General features: G+C 62.2%; 21 protein-coding genes and 1 tRNA gene. 8 read left to right on the top strand and 14 right to left on the bottom strand.

Going from position 1 to position 22,448, the window contains the following annotated elements; genetic code table 11:
* Positions 1 to 31 precede the first annotated feature (31 nt).
* The 7 genes from NKI06_RS15825 to NKI06_RS15795 form a co-directional block, all read right to left on the bottom strand.
* Positions 32 to 952, bottom strand: a complete 921-nt coding sequence (locus tag NKI06_RS15825; protein ID WP_023668962.1) for an ABC transporter permease — start codon at positions 950 to 952, stop codon at positions 32 to 34.
* The gene (locus tag NKI06_RS15820; RefSeq protein WP_031193354.1) at positions 952 to 2,076 is read right to left on the bottom strand and encodes an ABC transporter permease; all 1,125 of its coding nucleotides are present in this window, start codon (positions 2,074 to 2,076) and stop codon (positions 952 to 954) included. The genes NKI06_RS15825 and NKI06_RS15820 overlap by 1 nt, the downstream gene beginning before the upstream one ends.
* Positions 2,073 to 3,650 carry an ABC transporter ATP-binding protein gene (locus NKI06_RS15815; protein ID WP_352986131.1) on the bottom strand — a complete coding sequence of 526 codons (1,578 nt, stop codon included), beginning with the start codon at positions 3,648 to 3,650 and terminating at the stop codon, positions 2,073 to 2,075. The genes NKI06_RS15820 and NKI06_RS15815 overlap by 4 nt, the downstream gene beginning before the upstream one ends.
* A 210-nt stretch (positions 3,651 to 3,860) precedes the next feature.
* Positions 3,861 to 4,838, bottom strand: a complete 978-nt coding sequence (locus NKI06_RS15810; RefSeq protein ID WP_023734010.1) for a quinone oxidoreductase family protein — start codon at positions 4,836 to 4,838, stop codon at positions 3,861 to 3,863.
* 17 nt (positions 4,839 to 4,855) lie between these two features.
* Positions 4,856 to 5,686 (bottom strand): phosphatidylcholine synthase, encoded by an 831-nt coding sequence (gene pcsA / locus NKI06_RS15805; protein ID WP_023668966.1) that lies wholly within the window; start codon positions 5,684 to 5,686, stop codon positions 4,856 to 4,858.
* On the bottom strand, positions 5,683 to 6,297 hold the full coding sequence (locus NKI06_RS15800; RefSeq protein WP_027050895.1) for a DUF1326 domain-containing protein: 615 nt from the start codon (positions 6,295 to 6,297) through the stop codon (positions 5,683 to 5,685). Before NKI06_RS15800 ends, pcsA begins: the two co-directional genes overlap by 4 nt.
* 14 nt (positions 6,298 to 6,311) lie before the next feature.
* Positions 6,312 to 7,199: a DUF2182 domain-containing protein gene (locus tag NKI06_RS15795; RefSeq protein ID WP_352986109.1), complete on the bottom strand. Its 888-nt coding sequence runs from the start codon at positions 7,197 to 7,199 to the stop codon at positions 6,312 to 6,314.
* Positions 7,200 to 7,294: 95 nt separating this feature from the next.
* Here NKI06_RS15795 and NKI06_RS15790 point away from each other — a divergent pair, with 95 nt between their 5' ends.
* Positions 7,295 to 8,506 carry a UbiH/UbiF family hydroxylase gene (locus tag NKI06_RS15790; protein ID WP_023741222.1) on the top strand — a complete coding sequence of 404 codons (1,212 nt, stop codon included), beginning with the start codon at positions 7,295 to 7,297 and terminating at the stop codon, positions 8,504 to 8,506.
* Here NKI06_RS15790 and NKI06_RS15785 read toward each other — a convergent pair.
* Positions 8,483 to 9,445: an AEC family transporter gene (locus tag NKI06_RS15785; protein WP_023741221.1), complete on the bottom strand. Its 963-nt coding sequence runs from the start codon at positions 9,443 to 9,445 to the stop codon at positions 8,483 to 8,485. The two genes, NKI06_RS15790 and NKI06_RS15785, sit on opposite strands and share 24 nt — an antisense overlap.
* Positions 9,446 to 9,669: 224 nt before the next feature.
* Here NKI06_RS15785 and hspQ point away from each other — a divergent pair, with 224 nt between their 5' ends.
* Entirely contained in the window at positions 9,670 to 9,993 is a 324-nt protein-coding gene (gene hspQ, locus NKI06_RS15780) for a heat shock protein HspQ (RefSeq protein ID WP_023668971.1), read from the top strand.
* A gap of 81 nt (positions 9,994 to 10,074) precedes the next feature.
* On the opposite strand, the gene NKI06_RS15775 is transcribed toward hspQ, so the two are convergent.
* Positions 10,075 to 10,698, bottom strand: coding sequence for an invasion associated locus B family protein (locus tag NKI06_RS15775; RefSeq protein ID WP_352986108.1), 624 nt, complete (start codon positions 10,696 to 10,698; stop codon positions 10,075 to 10,077).
* Positions 10,699 to 10,958: 260 nt separating this feature from the next.
* Between NKI06_RS15775 and NKI06_RS15770 the strand changes: the two genes are divergently transcribed.
* Both NKI06_RS15770 and NKI06_RS15765 read left to right on the top strand, forming a co-directional pair.
* Entirely contained in the window at positions 10,959 to 12,779 is a 1,821-nt protein-coding gene (locus NKI06_RS15770; protein WP_023726575.1) for an extracellular solute-binding protein, read from the top strand.
* A 49-nt stretch (positions 12,780 to 12,828) separates the two neighbouring features.
* On the top strand, positions 12,829 to 13,509 hold the full coding sequence (locus tag NKI06_RS15765) for a DsbA family oxidoreductase (RefSeq protein WP_352986106.1): 681 nt from the start codon (positions 12,829 to 12,831) through the stop codon (positions 13,507 to 13,509).
* Between the two features lie 6 nt (positions 13,510 to 13,515).
* On the opposite strand, the gene NKI06_RS15760 is transcribed toward NKI06_RS15765, so the two are convergent.
* A complete protein-coding gene (locus NKI06_RS15760; protein ID WP_198024927.1) occupies positions 13,516 to 13,923 on the bottom strand; it encodes a hypothetical protein in 408 nt (135 codons plus the stop codon).
* Positions 13,924 to 14,556: 633 nt separating this feature from the next.
* On the opposite strand from NKI06_RS15760, the gene NKI06_RS15755 reads away from it, so the two are divergent.
* Positions 14,557 to 16,443: an ABC transporter ATP-binding protein/permease gene (locus NKI06_RS15755; protein ID WP_352519919.1), complete on the top strand. Its 1,887-nt coding sequence runs from the start codon at positions 14,557 to 14,559 to the stop codon at positions 16,441 to 16,443.
* A 290-nt stretch (positions 16,444 to 16,733) separates the two neighbouring features.
* Positions 16,734 to 18,101, top strand: a complete 1,368-nt coding sequence (gene mgtE / locus NKI06_RS15750; RefSeq protein WP_023738847.1) for a magnesium transporter — start codon at positions 16,734 to 16,736, stop codon at positions 18,099 to 18,101.
* A gap of 74 nt (positions 18,102 to 18,175) precedes the next feature.
* Here mgtE and gor read toward each other — a convergent pair whose 3' ends face one another.
* The 3 genes from gor to rpiA form a co-directional block, all read right to left on the bottom strand.
* Entirely contained in the window at positions 18,176 to 19,567 is a 1,392-nt protein-coding gene (gor, locus tag NKI06_RS15745; RefSeq protein WP_352986101.1) for a glutathione-disulfide reductase, read from the bottom strand.
* Between the two features lie 124 nt (positions 19,568 to 19,691).
* Positions 19,692 to 20,309, bottom strand: coding sequence for a DUF2059 domain-containing protein (locus tag NKI06_RS15740; protein WP_023668979.1), 618 nt, complete (start codon positions 20,307 to 20,309; stop codon positions 19,692 to 19,694).
* Entirely contained in the window at positions 20,296 to 21,027 is a 732-nt protein-coding gene (gene rpiA, locus NKI06_RS15735; protein WP_023736612.1) for a ribose-5-phosphate isomerase RpiA, read from the bottom strand. The genes NKI06_RS15740 and rpiA overlap by 14 nt, the downstream gene beginning before the upstream one ends.
* A 155-nt stretch (positions 21,028 to 21,182) precedes the next feature.
* Here rpiA and NKI06_RS15730 point away from each other — a divergent pair, with 155 nt between their 5' ends.
* Both NKI06_RS15730 and NKI06_RS15725 read left to right on the top strand, forming a co-directional pair.
* Positions 21,183 to 21,866 carry a phosphoglycolate phosphatase gene (locus NKI06_RS15730; protein ID WP_352654778.1) on the top strand — a complete coding sequence of 228 codons (684 nt, stop codon included), beginning with the start codon at positions 21,183 to 21,185 and terminating at the stop codon, positions 21,864 to 21,866.
* 128 nt (positions 21,867 to 21,994) lie between these two features.
* Positions 21,995 to 22,069, top strand: a tRNA-Val gene (locus NKI06_RS15725).
* Positions 22,070 to 22,107: 38 nt separating this feature from the next.
* Here the strand turns inward: NKI06_RS15725 and NKI06_RS15720 are convergent.
* The gene (locus NKI06_RS15720; RefSeq protein ID WP_023706833.1) at positions 22,108 to 22,380 is read right to left on the bottom strand and encodes a hypothetical protein; all 273 of its coding nucleotides are present in this window, start codon (positions 22,378 to 22,380) and stop codon (positions 22,108 to 22,110) included.
* Positions 22,381 to 22,448: the final 68 nt, after the last annotated feature.

Here is a 22,448-nt window from a genome sequence, read left to right as displayed (position 1 = left end):
TTAGCCTGGAGCTTCCCGTTTGTTTTTGTTGTCAACGATCCGGAACGAATGGCTGCCCCAAGGAAGCCGGCGTGTTCATCATCGTCAGACGCTTGTTGCGCGAGATTAGAACGAGAACCACGACGGTTGCCAGATAGGGCAGAGAAGAAAGCAGTTGCGAAGGCACCGGAATGCCAAATGCCTGTGCATGAAGTTGGCCGATCCACACCGCGCCGAAGATGTAGGCGCCGGCCAGCACGCGCCACGGCCGCCAGGAGGCGAAGACGACCAGCGCCAGCGCGATCCAGCCGCGGCCCGCGCTCATGTTCTCTACCCATTGCGGCGTGTAGACCAGCGACAGGTGGCCGCCGGCAAGGCCGGCGCAGGCGCCGCCGAAGATGACCGCGAGATAGCGGTAGCGGATGACCTTGATGCCGAGCGCATGCGCCGATGTGTGGCTGTCGCCGATCGAGCGCAGGGTGAGGCCGGTGCGGGTCTTGAACAGGAACCACATGACGGCCGCCGTCAGCGCGATCGAGATGTAGAAGATCGGGTCCTGGCCGAACAACAGCCTGCCGACCACTGGAATGTCGGTGAGCACCGGAACGTAGAGGTTTGGCAGCCGCTCGCCGGGCTGGCCGACGAAGCTGGTCCCCATCATGCCGGACAGGCCGAGGCCAAGCAGCGTCAACGACAGGCCGGTCGCCACCTGGTTGGTGGCGAGCGACAGCGTCATCACCGCAAACAGCAGCGAGAACACCGCGCCCATGGCAATTGCCGCCAACAGGCCGATCCAGGGCGATCCCGTGAGATAGCCGGCTCCGAAGCCGCCGACGGCGCCCATGATCATCATGCCTTCGACGCCGAGGTTGAGCACGCCGGAGCGCTCGACCACCAGTTCGCCGATGGCCGCTATTAAAAGCGGCGTCGCCGCCGTGGCGATGGTCAAAAGGATGTTGACGGCGATGTCCATCAGCGGGCTTCCTTCAACTTCGGCGCGGCTTCAAGCTTCGCCGCGCTTTTCGTCAGCGCCATGCCGACCAGACGGATGCGATAGTGGATGAGGGTGTCGCAGCCGAGCACGAAGAACAAAAGCATGCCCTGGAACACGCGTGCCACTTTGTCGGAAATGCCGAGCGCGCTCTGCACCGCCTCGCCGCCGAGATAGGTCAACGCCAGCACCAGGCCGGCGGCGACGATGCCGAGCGGATTGAGCCGGCCGAGGAACGCGACAATAATGGCGGTGAAGCCGTAGCCGGGCGAGATCACCGGCTGTAGCTGGCCGATGGCGCCGGAGACTTCCGAAATGCCGGCAAGCCCAGCCAGCGCGCCTGACAGCAGGAAGGCGAAGAACACCATGCGGTTGAGGCCGAAACCGGCGAAGCGCCCTGCCCTCGGGCTGGAGCCGAGCACGCGGACCTCAAAACCCTTGAGCAGGCGGCTCATCAGCACCCAGATCAGCACGGCTGCAACAAGCGCGAAGACAAAACCCCAATTGGCGCGGCCGGCATCCGGCATCAGTTCCGGCAGGACCGCCGAGTCATTGAACTGGATCGTCTGCGGGAAACCGTGGCCCTGTGGATCGCGCCAGGGGCCGCGCACCAACCAGTCGAGGAAAAGCTGGGCGACATAGACCAGCATCAGGCTGGTCAGGATTTCGTTGGTGCCGAAGCGCGTCTTCAAGAGAGCCGGGATTGCTGCATAGGCGGCGCCGCCGACCATACCGAACAACAGCATCAGCGGCAGCACCAGTGGGCCTTCGAACCCGGGAAACAGCACCGGAATGGCCGAGCCGAAAATGCCGCCGAGGATGAACTGTCCCTCAGCGCCGATGTTCCAGATGTTGGCCTTGTAACAGACCGACAGGCCGACCGCGATCAGGATCAACGGCGCGGCCTTGATCGCCAGCTCATGCAGTTGCCAGACCTGGCTGATCGGCTCGATGAAATAGATCTCGAATGCGCTCAGCGGGTTGACGCCGAGCAGCGCGAACAGAACCGCGCCGGCGATGATCGTTAGGGCGAAGGCGATGAAAGGCGACAGCGCCGAAAAGAGCATAGAGCGCTGCGGGCGTTTGACGAGTTCGAGGCGCATCATGCCGTCTCCAGAACATGTTCGGCGTGGCCGGGCTCGGCGCCGCCCATCAACAGGCCGATCTTTTCGAAAGTTGCCTCGGCGATCGGCAGCGGCTTCGACAATTCGCCGTTGTGCATGACCGCGATCGCGTCCGAAATCTCGAACAGCTCATCGAGGTCCTGGCTGATGACCAGAACCGCCGAGCCACTGCGCGCCAGTTCGATCAGCGCCTGGCGGATATGAGCGGCGGCGCCGGCGTCGACGCCCCAGGTAGGTTGGTTGACGACCATGACGGCAGGGCTGCGGTCGAGTTCGCGACCGACGATGAATTTCTGCAGATTGCCGCCCGAAAGGGCCGCAGCTTCCGGATCGGGCGCGCTCTTGCGCACATCCATCGCCACGATGATGCGCTGGGCGGCGGCATAGACCGCACCGCTTTTGACCGTGCCGCCGGTGCCGACAAAAACCTTGCCGTCGGTGGCGTGGCGCGACAGGAGCAGGTTCTCCGAAAGCTTCATGCGCGGCGCGGCGCCATGGCCGAGGCGTTCTTCCGGTACGAAGGCAGCGCCCATCAGCCGCCGGCCTGTGATCGAGAGCGAGCCGGCATCCTTGCCGCGGATGCGCACGGATGCGGCGTCCTGCTGCAGCACCTCGCCGGAGACGGATTCGAAGAACTCGCCCTGGCCGTTGCCGGCGACACCGGCAATGCCGATCACCTCGCCGGCGCGCACAGTGAGGTTGATATTCTTCAGCGGAATCGAAAACGGCGTTGCCGGCTTGCGGCTGAGGGCGCGGATTTCGAGCAGCGGCTGCGCGGTCTCGATGCCTTCGGCCGGCGCACGCACCACGGCCTTCACCTCGTTACCGACCATCATGCGGGCCAGCGACGAAGCCGTTTCCTCGCGCGGATTGCAATGGCCGACGACCTTGCCGTGACGCAGCACGGTGGCGCGGTCGCAAATGCGTTTGACCTCTTCCAGCCGGTGCGAAATGTAGAGGATGGATTTGCCCTCGGAGCGCAGGCGCTCCAGCGTCTCGAACAGCTTGTCGGCTTCCTGCGGCGTCAGCACCGAGGTCGGCTCGTCGAGGATGATGAGCTGCGGCGTCTGCAACAGGCAGCGGATGATCTCGATGCGCTGGCGTTCGCCGACCGAGAGATCGCCGACCAGCGAGTCCGGATCGAGCGGCAGGCCATAGCTGAAGGAAAGCGCCCTCGCCTTGGCCGCGATCGAGCTGATCGGTGAGCCGTCATCCAGAGACAGAGCGATATTCTCGGCCGCGGTCAGCGCCTCGAACAGCGAAAAGTGCTGAAACACCATGCCGATGCCGAGCTTCTTCGCCATTCCCGGACTGGTGATGCGGACCGGCTCGCCGTTCCAGAATATCTCGCCGGAATTGGGCTCCAGTGAACCGAACAGCATCTTGACCAGCGTCGACTTGCCGGCGCCGTTTTCGCCGAGCAGCGCGTGGATCTCGCCCTTGGCGATGTTGAGGTCGATATGATCGCACGCCGTCAGCGTGCCGAATATCTTGGTCAGGCCACGAACCTCAAGCAGGTTCGCTCCATCATGATCTGCACTCACAGTGCCTCCCATCCGGTTCCCGGACATGTTCTGTGTTCCCGCCAGCATGGTATGCGCTGGCCGCTCTCGTGCGAAAGCAGCACCCGCCTTGAAAGAGCTTCAAGAATTTCAGCGGAAACTCAAGGGGTAAAGATTGACCTGCTTCGCACAACAAACCGATCGCCCGGTTTTTCGGGTAAACAGTGCCTGGCGTCGCGGCAAAACGCTGAAAAGCAAGGCAGATCAGGGGATCAGTATTGTCGTACCCGTGGTCTTGCGCCCTTCGAGATCGGCTTGCGCCTTGCCGGCGTCCTTCAGCGCATAGCGCTGGTTGATCTTGATCTCGACCGCACCGCTCAACACCACGTCGAACAATGCCGCGGCGGAGACTTCGAGGTCTTCACGCTTGGCGTTGTAGACGAACAAAGTCGGCCTGGTAGCGAACAGCGAGCCCTTCTGCGCCAGCAGCGACATCGAAAATGGCGGGATCGGTCCAGAGGACTGACCGAAAGAGACGAACATGCCGAGCGGCTTCAGACAGTCGAGCGAGGCCGGGAATGTGTCGTTGCCGACCGAATCGTAGACGACGTCACATTTCTTGCCGCCGGTGATGGCGGCGACCCCGGCGACGAAATCCTGCTCCTTGTAGTTGATGACATGGCCGAAGCCATGCGCCTTGGCGAGCTCGATCTTGTCGGTTGAGCTTGCCGTGCCGATCACGGTGGCGCCGAGATGTTTTGCCCATTGTCCCAGGATCAGCCCGACGCCGCCGGCGGCGGCATGGAACAGGATGGTGTCGCCTGCCTTCACCTTGAAGGTCCGGCGCAACAGATACTCCGCCGTCATGCCTTTAAGCATCATGCCGGCGGCCTGTTCGTCGCTGATGCGGTCCGGCACCTTGACGACGCGGTCGGCGGCGACGACGCGTTGTTCGGCATAGGCGCCGACGTTGACGGCATAGGCGATGCGGTCGCCCGGCTTCAGCCAGTCGATGCCTGCGCCGACCTCGAGAACCACACCTGCCGCCTCGCCGCCGGGGATCAGCGGGAAGCCGCCGGCCGGCGGATAGAGGCCGATGCGGTGATAGACATCGATGAAATTGAGGCCGATCGCGGTATGCCTGACCAGGATCTGCCCGGCGCCGGGTTGTCCCGGATCGGCGTCTTCATAGGTCAGGACTTCCGGACCGCCATGGGCGTGGATACGGACTGCTTTGGACATTGTGGGCTTTCCTGCGGTCAGGCTTTCTTAGTGTCCGGCTTGGCGCCGAGTTTGGGGAAGAACTGCATGATACCGCCGATGCAGGCGAGGTAAAGTCCGGTGATGGTGATGCCGACCTTGGTAAAGACGCTGACCTGTTCGCCCAAAACGCCGATCTGGTCGTAGAAGGCGGCAAGGGCCGCCTGCGCCAGCGCCAGCGCACCGAAAGCACACCAGAGCAGCGTCATGCCAAGATTGATTGGCCGCAGCCGCACCACCCGCACGGGATGAATGAAGTTGATCGGCACGAAGGTGAGGATGCCGGCCGCCACGACGACGCCGAAGGACACCCACTGTCCCGGCTCGATGACGAACAGCGTGAACACGACCATGTTCCAGACCACCGGAAAGCCTTTGAAGAAGTTCTCCTTCGTCTTCATTCCGGTGTCGGCATAATAGATGGCGCTGGACACCACGATGATGGCCGCCGACAGGAAAGACAGCCCTTCGCCCATGAAGCCGCGCTGGTAGAGCGCGAAGGCGGGGATCAGCACATAGGTGACATAGTCGATGATGTTGTCGAGGAGTTCGCCCGACCAGGTCGGCAGGATCTCCTTGACCTCAAGCTTGCGCGCGATCGGCCCGTCTATGCCGTCGACGAACAGCGCCAGCCCCAGCCACCAGAACATCGCCGTCCAGCGTTGCTCGCTTGCCGCCACCAGAGACAGGAAGGCCAGGAACGAGCCAGACGCGGTCAACAGATGCACCGAGAATGCCCGCGCCTGCGGCCAGGTGACCTTTTTCTTCGGCCTCGGAATCCGGTCGGTGATCTTTTTGGCGGCGTTTCTGGCGGTTGTGTTCTTGCTCACGGGCCCCGCCAATCCAGTTTGCAGATTTCGGCCGAGCGGCCGGCAAAGTTCCAGTTGCGGCCAAAAGCCCGCATCTTGCTCTTGTCGGACCTGGCCACGATGATCTCCGGCGCGATCCAGTATTCCGAGTTGCCGATCACGGTATCCTTCTCGCGATCCTTGCCGGGAATCGGTGTGACCGCCCCGTCGATGATCTTCGGTATCTGGAAAATACGGGTCTTGTCACGCGTCTCGTAGGTGATCGGCACCTGCTCGACGCCGAGGAACTTGCTGACAAGGATGGACAACAGCGCGGTGGTTCCGCCGGCCTTGCCGGTGAAGATCCTGGTCAGCGCTTTCACCGCATAGACGGAGGCGCGCTTGTCGATGAACAGGCCTGCGGTCCAGTTGCCACGGCTCATATAGCCGGGGATTTCCATGACCAGACCGACATTGAGGCCGGACAGGTCGACCTCGCCGAAATGGCCTGCGTCGATGCGGAAGCCCGCCCAGGTCTGACAATAACCCTCCGTCGGCGGATGGCTGCCAAGCGACAGCACGCAAGGGCAAAAAACCGTGCAATTGCAGGAGAGTACGAGCTCTCCTTTCATTGCCCAGCCTTGCTCTGCCATGGAATTTTCCCCCGTCATGCCGAGACTACTAGCAGGGCGACTGCCCAGACAAGCAGTATCGCACCGGCCACTCGGGTTGGAAGCCTGCCGGCGGTTTGTTTTTCGATCAAGGTGAACAGGCCGATCAGCGCCATCCAGAACACGTTCATCGCGCCGACGGCAAACATCACCAGCATCAGCGCCCAGCAGCAGCCGAGGCACCACAGGCCCTGCTTCAGCCCTAGCCGGAAGATGCCACCCGGCTCCGCGCTCCAGTTGGAAAACAGTGTCGAGAACGGGTTCCGGCATTTTGTCAGGCAGGCCTGCTTGAGGCTGCTGAACTGGTAGAGGCCGGCAACCAGCAGCGCGGCCGCCGCGGCAAGGCCGCTCACCGGATCGAGCAATCGAGCGGAGGACGCAAATGCGTGGACGAGCAACGTCAGCACCGCGAAGCCGATAGAGGCGACAAGCCATGTCGAGAGGTAGCCGGCAACCAGGAGCAGCGGGTGGGCCACCGGCTCGCCCTTGATGCGGGCGGTGTCGGCGATTTCACAATAGGTACGGATCATCGGCGCCGCCGACGGCAGCATCGTCGCCACGGCCATCAAAAACCACATTACGATCAGCGCCAGAACCGGTGCGCCGCCGGCATCAAGTGGTGCGGGCGTCAGGCACATGCCGAAGAAGCGGTCGAGGACATCCGGCAGCGGCAGTTGCGGCAGATATCGCAGGACCACATCGCCTGGTACGCCGGGGAGCCGGCCTTCGGCGCCGCGGATCGCCATGGCGCCGAGAATGAACCAGGCGAGCAGAATGCCGCCGGCGATGGCGATGTTGACCGTCAGGCGGGGGCTGCGGGCCAGGCTTGCCGTGGCGCGGCCGGCGCGGTCGAGATGGCTGAAATCGTCCTGCTGGCCGGTCATGACAACCGAATGAGCCTAATCGCCGCGTTGATCAAGCCGCATGGTCTGACCTATATCCATGGGTAGACACCTGCATCGCAAACTGGAAGTCCAATTTGGATCATCTCGAGACAGCACGGATACTGGTAGCCGGCAGCGGCCCTGCCGGACTGATCGCGGCGCTCGGTTTCGCCGAGGCGGGCTTTCCGGTAACCTTGGTCGGACCCGAAGCAGGCGGGCCCGATGGCCGGACCACGGCGCTGATGAACCCTGCTCTCAAGGTTCTCGATCGGCTGGGCGTGCTGGCCGAACTTGCGCCGAAGGCCGCGCCGCTGAAGGTCATGCGCATCGTTGATGCGACCAGCCGGCTGATCCGCAGCCCGGTGGTGACTTTTCGCGCCATAGAGATCGGCGAGGAGCAGTTCGGGCTCAACCTGCCCAACAGTGCGCTGAACCCGACGCTGGCCAAGTCTGTCGCGGCGCATCCCGGCATCGAATGGCTGACGTCGATGGTCGAGAGTTGGCGTCTGGACGCCGATCAGGCGCATGCCGTCTTGACTGATGGTCGCGAAGTCTCGGCCGCGCTTGCGGTCGCTGCCGATGGGCGCCTGTCGCCGGCGCGCGAGGCGGCAGGCATAGTGGCCTCGGTGCGATCCTACCGCCAAGCGGCGCTGGTGCTGAATTTTGGCCATCGCAGCGAACACGGCTTCACCTCGACCGAGTTCCACACAGAGACCGGGCCGTTCACCCAGGTGCCGTTGCCCGGCAACCGCTCCAGCCTCGTCTGGGTGGTGAAACCGGAGACGGCGAAGGACCTCGCCGCACTCGATGACGTGACACTTTCCGAGCGCGTCGAGCAGCAGATGCAGTCGATGCTGGGCCGGGTGTCGGTCGAGCCCGGCCGACAAATTTACCCGCTTTCAGCGGCATCACCGGGGCGCTTCGCGCAAAACCGGGTGGCGCTGGTCGGCGAGGCTGCACATGTGTTCCCGCCGATCGGAGCCCAAGGTCTCAACCTCGGCATCAGGGACATCGAGGATCTGATTGGAATCGCTGGTGAAAATCGCGGCGACCCCGGCGCCGCGAAGGCCCTGGCCGCCTATGATTCCAGGCGCCGTCCCGACATTCTGGCGCGTTCCGGCGCGGTCAATCTGCTCAACATGTCGCTGCTTTCGGACATGCTGCCGGCGCAGATGGCACGCAGCGCCGGCCTCAATGTGCTCGGCAGTTTCGCGCGGCTGCGCGCCTTTTTCATGCGCGAAGGCTTGAGGCCGGGCAGCGGCTTTGCGGCGCTTACCGGCGGTTCAGGGAAACAGGTCCGGCGGTAAGATGCCGTGGCGGATCATGTAGAGCAGCCCGGTCACCGTCAGCACCGAGAGGCAGGTGGTGATCAGCACGCTGGCCGAGGCGCGTTGCACCCAGACGCCATATTGCTGGGCGATGACGAAGACGTTGGTTGCGGTCGGTAATGCCGCCAAAAGCACGGCTGAAAAAACCCAGATTTCGGAAAAGTTCCCGATCCAGCTCAGCACGACGTAGCAGAGCGATGGATGCAGGATCAGCTTCAGCGCCGCGATCGACGCCAGCTCATGCGGCACGCGGTTGAGCGGCCGGAGCGCAAGCGTCACGCCCATGGCAAACAGGGCGCAAGGGGCGGCTGCCCGCGAAAGATATTCAAGCAGGCGATCCACCGGCTGCGGTGGGTGAAAGCCGAGATAGGCGGCGCCGACGCCAAGCGCGGTCGCGATGATGAACGGGTGCAGGACGATTTTCCTGACTACGCCGAGGATGAGCCGCCACGGCGATGTCTTGTCGTCGCCCGACAGCGCCATCATCATCGGCGCGATGGCGAAATGCATGATATTTTCGAAGCAGAAGATCAGCGCGACGGGAACCGCCGCTTGTTCGCCGAAGGCGAGCAGCGCCAGCCCCGGCCCCATATAGCCGATATTGCCGTAGGCCGCGGCCAGCGCCTTGATCGTCGACTGGGCGATCTCGCCGCGCGACGCCGTCACCGACCATACGAACATGATCGAGAAGATCGTGTAGGTGGAAAATACCGAGCCGAAGATGAAGCGCCATTCGGTCAACTGTTCGAACGGCGTGCGGGCCAGCAATTGGAAGAACAGGGCAGGAAGCGCGACATAGACGATGAAGGTGTTCATCCAGCCAAGCGCTTCCAGCGGCTGCCTGGTCATGCGCGCGACCAGAAAGCCGATGAAAATCAGCCCGAAGAACGGAAGAACAAGACCGACAATGTCAGACATTTTTGCCCTGGCCCGAAACCCCGGGACCGGGCTAGCCCGTAGCTTCATCGGGCGTCAAGCGCTTCGGCATTGAACTGACACGCCATCTGCGCCAAATAAAGCCTGATCCCAGACCTAAGTCGGGCTCGATTTTGGGCCACGGTGTGTGTAAATTCAAAGCCTTAGAGCGCTCTTCGCACATTGGAGGGGACGCCGGGCGCTCTAGAGGCTTAGTGGTGAGTATGATGAAAACGGCCAAATTTTCGATCGGACAGGTGGTTCGTCATCGGCTGTTTCCGTTCCGCGGCATCATTTTCGATGTCGATCCGCAATTCGCCAACACCGACGAATGGTACGAAGCCATCCCGGCCGACGTGCGGCCGCGCAAGGACCAGCCGTTCTACCATCTGCTCGCCGAGAATTCGGAAACCGAATACATCGCCTATGTCTCCGAGCAGAACCTGCTCGAGGACCAATCAGGTGAGCCGGTCCGTCATCCGCAGATCGGCGAGATGTTCGACAAGCGGCCGGATGGACGCTACGAGCCGAAACGCCAGTCGAGACACTGACATCACCTTGCATCGACGTGACGACAACAAAAAAGCGGGGCATGACCCCGCTTTTTGTCGCTCCGGTATCTGTCCCGGCGATTAGTTGGCGGCTTTGGCCTTGGCCTGCTCGTCCTTGAGCTTCTTGGCGAAGTCCTGGTTGTTCTTGACGACGAAATCCTGAAGTTTTTTCTGCCGGTCCTCGATGTCCGACTGCTGCAGCGGCGCGCCGTCAAAGGCGCCGCTGAAGCCGGTCAAGGCAACCTTGATTGGATTTGGCTGACTCTGGAAGTTGATCGAGGTCAGCGTGATCGCCTGTCCCTTCTTGAAGGAAGCGACGAGCGCGTCGGTCAGCGGCACTTCGGCAACGCAACGGTCGGCGAAGCAAATGACATAATCCAGCTTCGTCGCCTTGCCGGCGTCTATTTGCAGGGCGATGCCGGGGGGCACCAGGCGACCTGGGGGAACCGTGACCTGGAAGACCTTGCGGTTTACCTTGCCCTTCAACTCAATCAGGCTGACGCCGGTGACGAACTGGCCGTTGCCGGCAGTGATGATGTTCTGGACATTGCAGATGTCGACATCTTCCTGCTTGGTGCAGGCCTTGAACCAACCCTGCGGAATCTGTTGCTGTGCCGAAGCGGTGAGAAGTCCGGCGCCCAGAAAGCCGACCACGCCCGCGGCCAGGACCGAAAGGCGGTATGCGTTGCTGTTCAGGCTCGTCATGTCGTGCATTTCCTCTCAAATGATCCCGGGACCGGCTTCTTCGCGCCGTGTGGTCCTGCTACCTGTTGCCGAATTGAGGCAACAGAATGACTTCGGAGCGCGTGTTACACTGCATGAGCAGCCGAATCCAGCCCGCCGCCTGCAATTCTTGGCCTCGCAATTTGGGTCGTGCGATTTGGATTGATGTATCTGGCCGGAGCGCCGCGGCGCCATGTTAGGGTGCACTCCGAATCATCAAGCCGCCCAGTAAGGAGACGGTCATGGGCCGCATTCTTGTTTGGCTGATCGCCGCAATCTCGTTCTTCGCCTTTGCACCCGGCGTGGCGATGTCGGAACCGAAACATGCCATCGCCATGCAGGGCGAGCCGGCGCTGCCAGCCGACTACCAGCATTTCGACTACGTCAATCCCGATGCGCCCAAGGGCGGCAACATCACTTACTGCGTCGTCGGCAGCTTCGACAATCTGAACCCGTTCATCCTGAAGAGCCTGCGCACCACGGCGCGCGGCATGCAGGACCTCATTTTCGGCAATCTCGTCTTCGAGCCGTTGATGATGCGCAACTACGACGAGGCCTTCACCCTCTATGGCCTGCTCGCAGACAGCGCCGATATGGACCTGGAGCGCAAATCGATCGAATTCCACCTTAATCCAAATGCGAAGTGGTCGGACGGTGAGCCGGTGACGCCGGATGACGTGCTGTTCACCTACGATGTCTTCACCGACAAGGGCCGCCCGCCCTACAGGGATCGCATGAGCCTGATCGCCAAGCTCGAAAAGACCGGCGATCACAGCGTGCGCTTCACCTTCAACGACAAGGCCAATCGCGAGACCCCCTTGATCATCGCGCTGACGCCGATCATCCCAAAGCACGCCTTCAACAAGGATACCTTCGACAAGACGACGCTGAAGCCGGTGATCGGCAGCGGTCCCTACACCATCGACAAGGTGCAGCCGGGACAGCGCATCGTCTTCAAGCGCAATCCGAATTACTGGGGCAAGGACATCCCTTCCAAGCGCGGCTTCGACAACTACGACCAGATCACCATCGAGTACTTCCTCAACGCCAATGCCAAGACGGAAGCGTTCAAGAAAGGCATCTGCGCCATTTACGATGAGGGCGATCCGGTCAAGCGCGAGCGCGATATCGATTTTCCCGCCTTTCATCGCGGCGAGGTGATCGCCGAGACCTTCGACACCGGCATACCGCCCGTGGTGACCGGGTTCCTGTTCAACACGCGGCTGGAGAAGTTTTCCAATCCGGAGGTGCGGCGCGCGCTCGGCATGCTCTACGACTTCGAATGGGCCAACAAGAACCTGTTCGGCGGTAAGTACACGCGCACGATGAGCTACTGGCAGAATTCCGAACTTTCCGCGCTCGGCCATCCCGCCAGCGACAGGGAAAAGGCGCTGCTGGCGCCCTACCCCGGCCGCGTGCCGGCCGATGTCATGGACGGCAGCTGGCGCCCGCCGGTGAATGACGGCACCGGCCAGGACCGTAAGGTGCTGAAGGTGGCGTTCGACCTGCTGAAGAGCCAGGGCTACACCGTCAAGGACGGGGTCCTGCTGGACCCAAAGGGAAACCCGTTCGGTTTCGAGATCCTGACGGCCTCGCAGGACGAGGAACGCTTTGCCGCCATCTATCAGCGCTCGCTGGAAAAGATCGGCATCGCGGTGACCATCCGCAGCCTCGAGGCCGACCAGATCCAGTCGCGCAAGCAGCGTTTCGACTTTGAGGTTCTTGTCGGGTCGAGCGGGTTCAGCAACTCGCTGTCTCCCGGTATGGAGCAGAACCTTCGCTGGGGTTCTTCAGAGGCCAAAAGAGAAGGTTCATTCAATCTGGCCGGCGTCGCCGATCCGGCGGTCGACGCGGCGATCGACGCGATGCTGAGAGCACGGACCAAGGAAGACTATGTCGCCGCCGTGCGCGTGCTCGACCGATTGCTGATCTCCGGCAATTACATGGTGCCGATGCAGTACAACGCGCAGCAATGGCTCGCTTACTGGAATTACCTGGATCATCCCAAAAAGACACCCATATTCGGTTATCAATGGCCGACATGGTGGCGCAAGCCGAACTGAGCGTAGCCGAGATCATGCTCGGTAAAACGCTCGGCTGCAGGAGATCAAGATGAGCGATGACAATTCCATTACGGTCGACGTGGTTTCCGACGTCGTCTGCCCCTGGTGCTTCGTCGGCCAGAAGCGGCTGGATAAAGCGATTGCCGCTGCCGGCGACGTTGAGGTTCATGTGCGCTGGCGGCCGTTCCAGCTCGACCCGACCATCCCGCTCGAGGGCAAGGACCGGCGCGAATACATGCTGGCCAAATTCGGCAGCGACGAGCGCATCCGTCAGATGCATGCCCGCATAGAGCCGCTCGGCGAAGCCGAAGGCATCGATTTCGCTTTCGACGCCATCAAGGTCGCCGCCAACACGCTGGACGCGCATCGTGTCATCCGCTGGGCCGGTGCCGCCGGTGAAGCCATGCAGAACCGGCTCGTGCGCCGGCTGTTCCAGCTGTATTTCGAGGAAGGCGGCAATATTGGCGACCACGCCGTGCTGGTCGATGCCGCCCGCGAGGCAGGCATGGACGCTGCCGTGGTCGAAACGCTGTTGCCGACCGATGCCGACGTCGAGGAGGTGCGCACAGAAATCGCCACGGCATCGCGGATGGGGATCACCGGCGTGCCGTGTTTCCTGCTCGAAGGCAAATACGCCGTCATGGGCGCGCAGGACGCCGAGACGCTGACTGATGCCATCCGCCAGGTCGCGGCTGCAAAGGCCAAGGGCGAGCTGGAAAAGGCCGGCTGACCGAAGTTATTTCACCGTCACCTTGGCTTTGCTGAGGAAGAAGCCATGCCCGTTGCTGCCCGTGCAGGTCAGTCCCTTGGTTGACGACTGGCAGGTAAACGGCCCTTTGCTCCAGCTGTTGCCATAGGCCAGCTTCGCGACATCGCTGCAGCAGCCCTGCTCTCCCGGATTCTTGATCAATGTCGCCGGGCCGTTCGGCCCAAGGATCACGGTGACGTAGCTGGGCTCGACTCGCGAACAGCTCAGTTCCGGACCGCCATCCTGTGGCTCGTAGGTGCTGGTGCCGCCCTTCGGCGTGTAGATGCAGCCGATGTTGCCGGACGGCCCATTGAACTCAATTTGCCCTTCGGCGCTTGCCGGAATGGTCTGGCTGACGGCATGCGCAAGAGGCAGCCAGGCAAAGAGCGTCACCATTGCGGGAACGGCTGCGCGTGCAAGCATTGGGGAGCTTCCTTGTTGGGGACCGGACATGCATCGGTGCCGACAGTGCCCGGCAAGGTTCATTCCAGTGCGCTTGATTGTCAAACGGTGTTCAGCTGCAGCTAAAAAGCGTGGGCCAACTCATGAGCAGTCGCCGTGCAGGAGCGACGATCTTGCGTGCCCAACCATGATGGCCGGTGAAATGATTCGGGCGGCCTGGGGCGATCACGGACGGCAATTTTTCGGGCGATCCGGTTAGCGCGCGGTGGGAAAACCGGCCGACGGGCAGGCCTTTTGGTCACAAAGCCGTGTATGAGCTTTCCCTCAGTGGAATATATTCGCACATCTGAGCGTTCTCGCAACACATTGAAACAAAGGACAAATTTGACCCAAAGACGGCGATCTCGCAGCACCAACTGTTGCCTCATGGCAACGGCCGGTGGGCTGCTTCACATTCGCCGGGATAAAATTCATAGAAAATGATCAATTGGTGTTACTATCCGTAACAAAACTAAAAAAGGTTTGGGCGGGATTGTGATTCGGGTCGACAGACCGCGACGTTCAATATCGGCACTTTGGAACCGCGACGCCCCCGCCGGGCCGTCGCCCCTGACGCCAGTATCGTCGATGCGGACCTTCTGGGGACTGATGCGGGCCTACTGGTTCTCGGACCGGTGGAGAGAGGCCTGGGCTCTCACCGTCGTCCTCGCACTCATCATAGCCCTGTCGAGCAAGGCCGACGTCTGGTTTACCGTGTTGGCGGGCGAACTGGCAGCCTCAATCGCTTTTTTCCACGACGCCGCGAATACCACGCCCCTTGAATCAGTGCTTACCAATGCCGGCCTGCTTGTGCTGCTGGTCGTGTTCAAGGACATCGGAATCATAGGCGCCTGCAAATTTGTATCGGCGACATTGCATCGCAAATGGCGCGCCTGGTTGAACGCGCGTTTCAATGCGGCGCTGCTTGATACCAACCATACTCACTACCACGCTCAGAATGGCTCGCCAGATGCGCCAGCGCCCGACAACATCGATCAGCGCGTGCAGGAATCCATCAAAGACATGGCGGGCGGCGCCATCGGGCTTGCCCAAGGTGTCTTCGGCGTCTTCACCTCACTTTATTTTGTCGGCGGCGCTTTGCTGGCGAATTCCGTGGAGGTAAAAGGTCTGGATGCCCTCGGCAGCTATGGCAGCGCCGTCCTCGCTCTGCTGGCGGTTGCCATCTACGTGCCCGTCAATACCTGGATCGCGATCAAACTCGGCGGAATGCTGGAGTGGCTCAACGTCAGGATGCAGAAGGCCGAAGGCACCTATCGCAGCGAGCTGATCACTTTGTTGCGCCGCAGTTTCCATGTGTCGGCGTCGCAAGGCGAAGACGTGCAAAAGACGATACATGGACGGCTCTATCTCGATATCGATACCACCTGGTCGAAGCTCAACATCGTCAACACCCTCTATGCGGGATTCGAATCGGTCTATAATTTCGTCGGGGCCAAAGTTGTCGCCTACGGACCTGGTCTGGTGCCGTTCATCCACAACGGCGTCGACCTCAAGGGCTACATAACCGGTTCCGAGCAGGTCAACGCGCTGATCAGCAAATGTTCCTGGTTCATCCATGTCATGCCGAGTCTCGCCACCTTGCGGGCCAACAGCCAGCGCGTCATCGAGTTGGCGCACGCCATTGAAAACGTCCAACAGCCGCAGGAATTCTACAGCCAGACCGGCCGTTCCGACTTCCACTATGCCAGCCAGAACCCGGTCTTCGGCCTGACCATCCAGAAGCTTGAACTGGCGCATCAGGGTGAAGACGCCACGCCGTTCCTGAGCGCAGCCAATCTGCGCTTTCGGCGCGGCGAGTGGGCATTCCTCAAGGGCGAATCCGGCTGCGGCAAGACTTCGCTGATCAAGGCGATCAACGGCTTGTGGCCTTATGGCCGCGGCACCATCGTCTTCCCTGACGGTGTGAGGAGCTTCTATGCCGCCCAGGAGGTCAAGCTGCAGCAGGTGTCGCTGAAGCAGCTGGTGTGCCTGCCCGGCTCCGAGGACGACTATGGCGATGCGCAGGTCGCGGCAGCCCTGCATAAGGCCGGCCTTGGCGATTTCATCGAACACATGGCCGATGAAAGCCGCGAGGGAAAGATCTGGGACCAGCTGCTGTCCGGCGGCCAGAAGCAGAAGCTGGTTGTGGCCCGCATCGTGCTGCAGCAACCGGGACTGTTGTTCCTCGACGAAGCGACCGGCGCGCTCGACCCCGAAGGCAAGATCGCCTTCCACCAGGCGATCAAGGACAATTGCCCCGATGTCACGGTGATCAGCATCATGCACGAGGCGGTGCCGCCACGTTCGGCCTCGGGCGAGGAATTCTATCACAGCGTGGTCGCGATCGCCGACGGCGTCGCCACCAAGAGGCCGCTTGTTCCGAACCTTCCGCGCGAGCTCACCACCATCCTTACGCAGCCGCGGCCGGTCGAGGACAAATGGATGCGTTTTTCACGCCGGCTGAAGCAGAAATAGCAGCCACGCCGAAGCGCGTTCCGCCACTGGCGGCGGGGCACTCGCTCCCTCCCCCTTCAATAATCATCACAGTCTCGCGATTGGGCCGGCTCCCGGCTGTTTTCCGCCACCCCCGCGATTGACTCGCCAAGATGCGCTCCTATGTTGCGCCCGCTCGCTGAATTCCAACTCGAACCCGCGAGCAGAAAGGTCACCGCGCCATGCCTGGCGACAGCAGTCGAACGCAACCGCCGTCCGCCTCGATGTGACCTCTAACGGCTCACGTCCCGCCGGACGGCAAGGAGTGAGCCATGAACGAATTTACCCCCGTCGTAGCGGGCGACGATGCCGTCGCTATCGCGCGTATCCTTGCCAATGATCACGTCGCCGATGTCGTCGAGGCCCTGAACCGGGAATCTCGCGATACCGCGATAGAACTGCTTTGCGAAATGCCGTTCGAGCGGCTGGTCGAGATCTTCGACCAGCCTGAACTCGACGGCGCCTCCGATCTGGCCGAGGCGCTGCCGCGCGCCAAGGCGTGCAAGCTCCTGACCGCCATGTCGGTCGACCGCGCCGCCGATATCCTGCGCGAACTGGACGAACCGGCGCGCTCCGAGCTGCTCGGCGGGTTGGTCCCGCCGCTGCGGGCAACGCTGCTTTCCATTCTCGGCTATCCCGAAGGCAGCGCCGCCTCGATCATGACGACCGAATTCGTCAGCGTGCCGTCGGACTGGACCGTCGGGCGCACGCTCGACTACATCCGCAAGGTGGAGCGGACGCGGGAGACCGTCTACGCCATCTACATCGTCGATCCAGACACGCATGTGCTGGTGCGCTCGACCGGCCTGCGCCGGCTGATCACCGGCGAGCCGGACGATCCGATCCTGTCGGTGGCGCCGGATCGCGCCCCGGTGACGGTGACGCCGCTGACCGATCGCGAGACACTGGCGCAGACGATCTCCAAATATGACCTGCTCGCGGTTCCCGTCGTCGACCACGGCAAGATCCTCGGCATCGTCACCATCGACGACATCATCGACACCATGATCGAGGAGACGACCGAGGACGCGCATCGTTTCGGCGGCATGGAGGCGCTCGACGAGCCCTACATGAAGATGAGCTTTCTCGCGATGATCAAGAAGCGCGGCGGCTGGCTGTGCGCGCTGTTCATCTCGGAGATGCTGACCGCCAACGCCATGCAAAGCTATGAAGGCGAACTGGAGAAGGCGATCGTGCTCACTCTGTTCATTCCGCTGATCATGAGCTCGGGCGGCAATTCCGGTTCGCAGGCGACCTCGCTCGTCATTCGCGCGCTGGCGCTGCGCGAGATCGGCCTTCGTGACTGGTGGCGGGTGGCGTTGCGCGAATTGCCAACCGGCCTGGTACTCGGCGCCATGCTTGGCGTGGTCGGCATCTGCCGCATCGCGCTCTGGCAGTATATGGGCTTCTACGATTATGGGCCGCATTGGCCGCTGATCGCGGCGACCGTGGGGGCAGCCCTTGTCGGTATCGTCACCTTCGGCTCGCTGTCGGGGTCGATGCTGCCGTTCGCGCTGAAACGGATCGGCTTCGATCCGGCGAGCGCCTCGGCGCCGTTCGTCGCCACGCTGGTCGATGTCACCGGCCTGGTGATCTATTTTTCGGTGGCGCTGGTCATCCTGCGCGGCACTTTGTTGTAATAAGCTTCAGGCCTCCCATCGCGGTGGCAACAGCGGCTGCCATGGGGGGTTCTTCAAGATCGAGCGCGCGGGCGTCAATCGACCCGCACGCCGTTCTTCACGCGGTAGGTGGGCTTGTACATGGTGACCAGTTCCTCCGCTGCCGTCGGGTGGACGGCCATGGTGCGGTCGAAATCATCCTTGGTGACGCCGGCCTTCAGCGGAATGCCGAGCAACTGCGCCATCTCGCCGGCGTCCGGCCCGAGGATGTGCGCGCCGAGCACTTTTCGCGTGGCGCCATCGACCACCAGCTTCGTCAGCATCTTTTCGTCGCGGCCCGACAGCGTGTGCCGCATCGGCCGGAATCTGGCGCGGTAGATTTCGATATCGGAGTAGCGCTTGACGGCATCGTCCTCGGACAGCCCGACGGTGCCGATCTCCGGCTGTGAGAAGACGGCGGTCGGAATGGTGTCGTGGTCGGGCGCGGTCGGATTGCCCTTGAATGCGGTCTCGATGAAGCACATGGCTTCGTGGATCGCCACAGGCGTCAACTGCACGCGGTTGGTGACGTCGCCGATCGCCCAGATGTTGTCGATGTTGGTGCGGGAATACTGGTCGACAACGATGGCGCCGGTTATGCCGAGCTCGATACCGACGCCTTCCAGGCCCATATTCTCGGTGTTTGGGAGGCGGCCGATGGCGAGCATGACCTGGTCGATCGTCAGCACCTTGCCGCCGGTGACCAACGCATCCAGCCTGCCGTCCGGCCGTTTGCGGACCCATTCCGACACGGCGTGGCAGAGGATCTTGATCCCCTTCTTTTCCATGGTTTCGTGCAGCATGTGCCGCAGGTCCATGTCGAAGCGCGACAGTATCTCCTTGCCGCGATAGACCAGCGTGGTGTCGACGCCCAAGCCATGGAAGATATTGGCGAATTCGACGGCGATGTAGCCGCCGCCCTCGATCATGATCGCCTTCGGCAGTTGCTTGAGGTCGAAAACCTCATTGGAAAAGATGCAATGCTCGTGACCGGGCAGCGCCGGGTGCGGCGCCGGCCGGCCGCCGGTGGCGATCAGGATCTGGTCGGCGGTGACGGTGCGGTCATCGCCCAGGAGATGCACGACATGCGGGTCGACCAGCATGGCGCGCGAGTGGAACGTCTCGCCGCCGGCGCCTTTCACGTTCTTTTCGTAGATCGCTTCCAGACGGGCAATCTCGCGGTCCTTGTTGGCGACCAGCGTCGGCCAGTCGAAGCTCGCCTCGGGCACCGTCCAGCCATAGCCGGCGGCGTCGGCAAAATGCTCGGGAAATTGCGAGGCATAGACATAGAGTTTTTTCGGTACGCAGCCACGGATGACGCAGGTGCCGCCATAGCGGTATTCCTCGGCGATGCCAACGCGCTTGCCGAGCGCTGCCGCCACGCGCGCCGCCCTCACCCCGCCGGAGCCGCCGCCGATGACGAAGAGATCGTAGTCGTAACCGGCCATGCTGCTGTTCCTTGCCTCAAGAAATGTTTGAGACAGGTAGGCCGCACGAGGCCAAAAGAAAAGCCCGGTTTCCACCGGGCTTTCTTGTCCAGCGGCAAGGATGCCGGTGGCGAAATCAGACGTCTTAGTTCTTCGGCGCTTCCGGCTGGTCACCGTCTGCGGGCGCATCGCCGTCGGCAGGTGCAGCGCCATCGGCGGGGGCAGTTGCGTTATCCGGCGCAGGCGCGGCCGGAGCAGCGGCCTTCGCGGCGGCTGCCAGCGTTTCGCCGACCTGCTGGGCGAGATCGCGCGCCAGGCCGTTCTGCCAGATGTCGGCGGCCTTGACCAGTTCGCGCGTCACGTTGGGGCCGTTGTCGAGCAGCTTCTTGCCGGCATCGGAATTGTAGAAGGCGGCGATGTCGGTGAGATCCTTCTCGGAGAACACCTTGGCATAGGCGAGCGCTGCTTCCTTCTCCAGATCGGCACGGCGCGAGGCCAGCGCCAGTGCCTTTTCGCTGACGGTCTTGCCGATCAGCTCCTGCATATCAGGGTTCTTCTGGATGAGCTGCTGCTCGAGCGAGGCCGCCGCTTGCGGCAGGATGTTGTCGAACGAGTCGGTCGCGTGGATTGCCGTGACCGCCGCCCGTGCCGCCTTCAGATGCGATTCCGTGATCTCCTGCGAGAACGCCGGGGAAGAGAAGGCGAAAACGGCCGAAGCCGCCAGAACGGCGCAAAGATTGCGAACCCGGTTATGCAACATCATGATCGGTAGAACTCCCTGGTTTTCGGGCGGCATGGACGGTTTGGATGCCGTCGCCGCCGGCGATGATGGCCGCTGACGCCAGCCCGATGAAAAGACCATGCTCGACCACACCAGGAATGGCATGGAGAGCATTCGAAAGCGCTCTTGTATCCGGAATGCGGCCAAAAGATGCATCGAGGATAAAATGGCCGCCGTCTGTAACAAAAGGCTGGCCCCCCGTCATCCTCAATGTAACCGGGCCGGAAAGGCCGAGACTTTTGGCCGCTGCCGCGACCGCGATTTCGGTGGCGCGCAGGCCGAACCGGTTGACTTCGATCGGCAAGGGAAACTGGCCAAGGGTGTCGACCATCTTCGAGCGATCGGCAATGACGATCATGCGCTGAGATGCCGCCGCGACGATCTTCTCGCGCAGCAGCGCGCCGCCGCCGCCCTTGATCAGCGTCAGCGCCGCGTCGATCTCGTCGGCGCCGTCGACGGTAAGGTCGAGCTCGGGCGTTTCCTCAAGCGTCGACAGCGGCACGCCAAGTTCGCGGCAAAGGGCTGCAGTGCGCTCCGACGTCGGCACGCCGATGACGGACAAGCCGGTGGCGATCTTTTCGGCCAGCAGCCGCACGAATTCGTCGGCCGTCGTCCCGGTGCCGATGCCGAGCCGCATGCCGTCGCTGACATGGGCAAGGGCTGCCCGCGCGGCCTCGACCTTCAACTGCCTCGCATCCATGCTCGCCCCGGGGATTTGGCTTGGTTCTGATTTTTCTGGATGCGCGCTCCTAGCACTTTTGCCCGCAGGGTCAAAGACTTTGGCTCGCACCGGCTTGCCTGAAAGAAGCGCAGCCGCTATCGCCTGCCTGCAATGCATCAGCCACAGGATAGGCCATGACCCAACCGATCATCGTGTTCGACCTCGACGGGACGCTGATCGACACTGCGCCGGACCTGCTCGATAGCCTGAACCACAGCCTTGCCGCCAGCGAGCTTGCCGCTGTCGACGAGGCCGGCTTCCGGCGTTTTGTCGGCCAGGGCGGACGGGTGATGATCGAGCGCGCGCATACCGCGCAGCAGAAGTCGTTGGCAGTGGACGAGCACGACCGGCTGCTGAAACTGTTCCTCGATCACTACACGGTCAACATTCCCGGCAAGTCGCGCCCCTACCCCGGCGTGGTCGAGGCGATCGCCCGTTTCGAGGCGGCCGGCTATCTGCTTGCCATCTGCACCAACAAATACGAGGCGAATTCGAAAGCGCTGATCGAGGCGCTCGGCCTGACAAAGCATTTCGCCGCGATCGCCGGCCAGGACACGTTCGCCTTCCGCAAGCCCGACCCGCGCCATCTCACCGAAACCATCAGGCTCGCCGGCGGTGACCCGCACCATGCGCTGATGGTCGGCGATTCGCAGACCGACATCGACACGGCCAAGGCCGCCGGCATTCCCGTGGTTGCCGTCGATTTCGGCTACACCGACCGCCATGTCAGGGAATTCGAGCCGTCGGCGGTGATTTCGCATTTCGACGCGCTGACGCTCGACCTGGCGGAACGGCTGATTGCTGCGGCGACCGGCTGAACGAAACGGGCGAGTGCGCGGCAGCGCCTGCCCTCGCCTATTTCAGGCATAGAAGGCGGGCGCATCGCCTTGACTTCACAACCCTGCCTCCCTTATATCGCGGCTCGCTTGGCCTTCGGGCAACGAGCGGGCGATTAGCTCAGCGGGAGAGCACACCCTTCACACGGGTGGGGTCGCAGGTTCAATCCCTGCATCGCCCACCATTTTCTTTCCCGGAACAGCACACTCCAAGCCAGCACTCCTAGCAGCTGCAACTCGCCCCTTCCCCACCAAAATTCTTCTGCGCAAAGTTCAACGCGCTTGAGTAGCTCGTGTAGCTCTGGAACTGGCATACATCGGATCCGTTCCGCACCTTCATCTGCTCGAGATCCCAGAACGAAACCTCGATGTGATCGTTGGCGCAGTAGACCGTGTATTTTTCAGGCTCCAGCGCTCGTGCCTTCTGCGCCGGGATGGAGACGGCAGGAATGGAAAGCACGGAAAGTGCAAGCATGATGGCGTGACGTGTGCGCATGTAAAAACCCCGAATGAAAACCAGCCCGTATTATTGCCGCTATCTTGAAGCGCTGCATCACGGCTTTT

Source organism: Mesorhizobium sp. M0772, from assembly GCF_040320135.1.
Lineage (GTDB): Bacteria > Pseudomonadota > Alphaproteobacteria > Rhizobiales > Rhizobiaceae > Mesorhizobium.
Note: the sequence above shows the minus strand (reverse complement) of the source record. Positions and strands in the feature narration are given on the sequence as shown.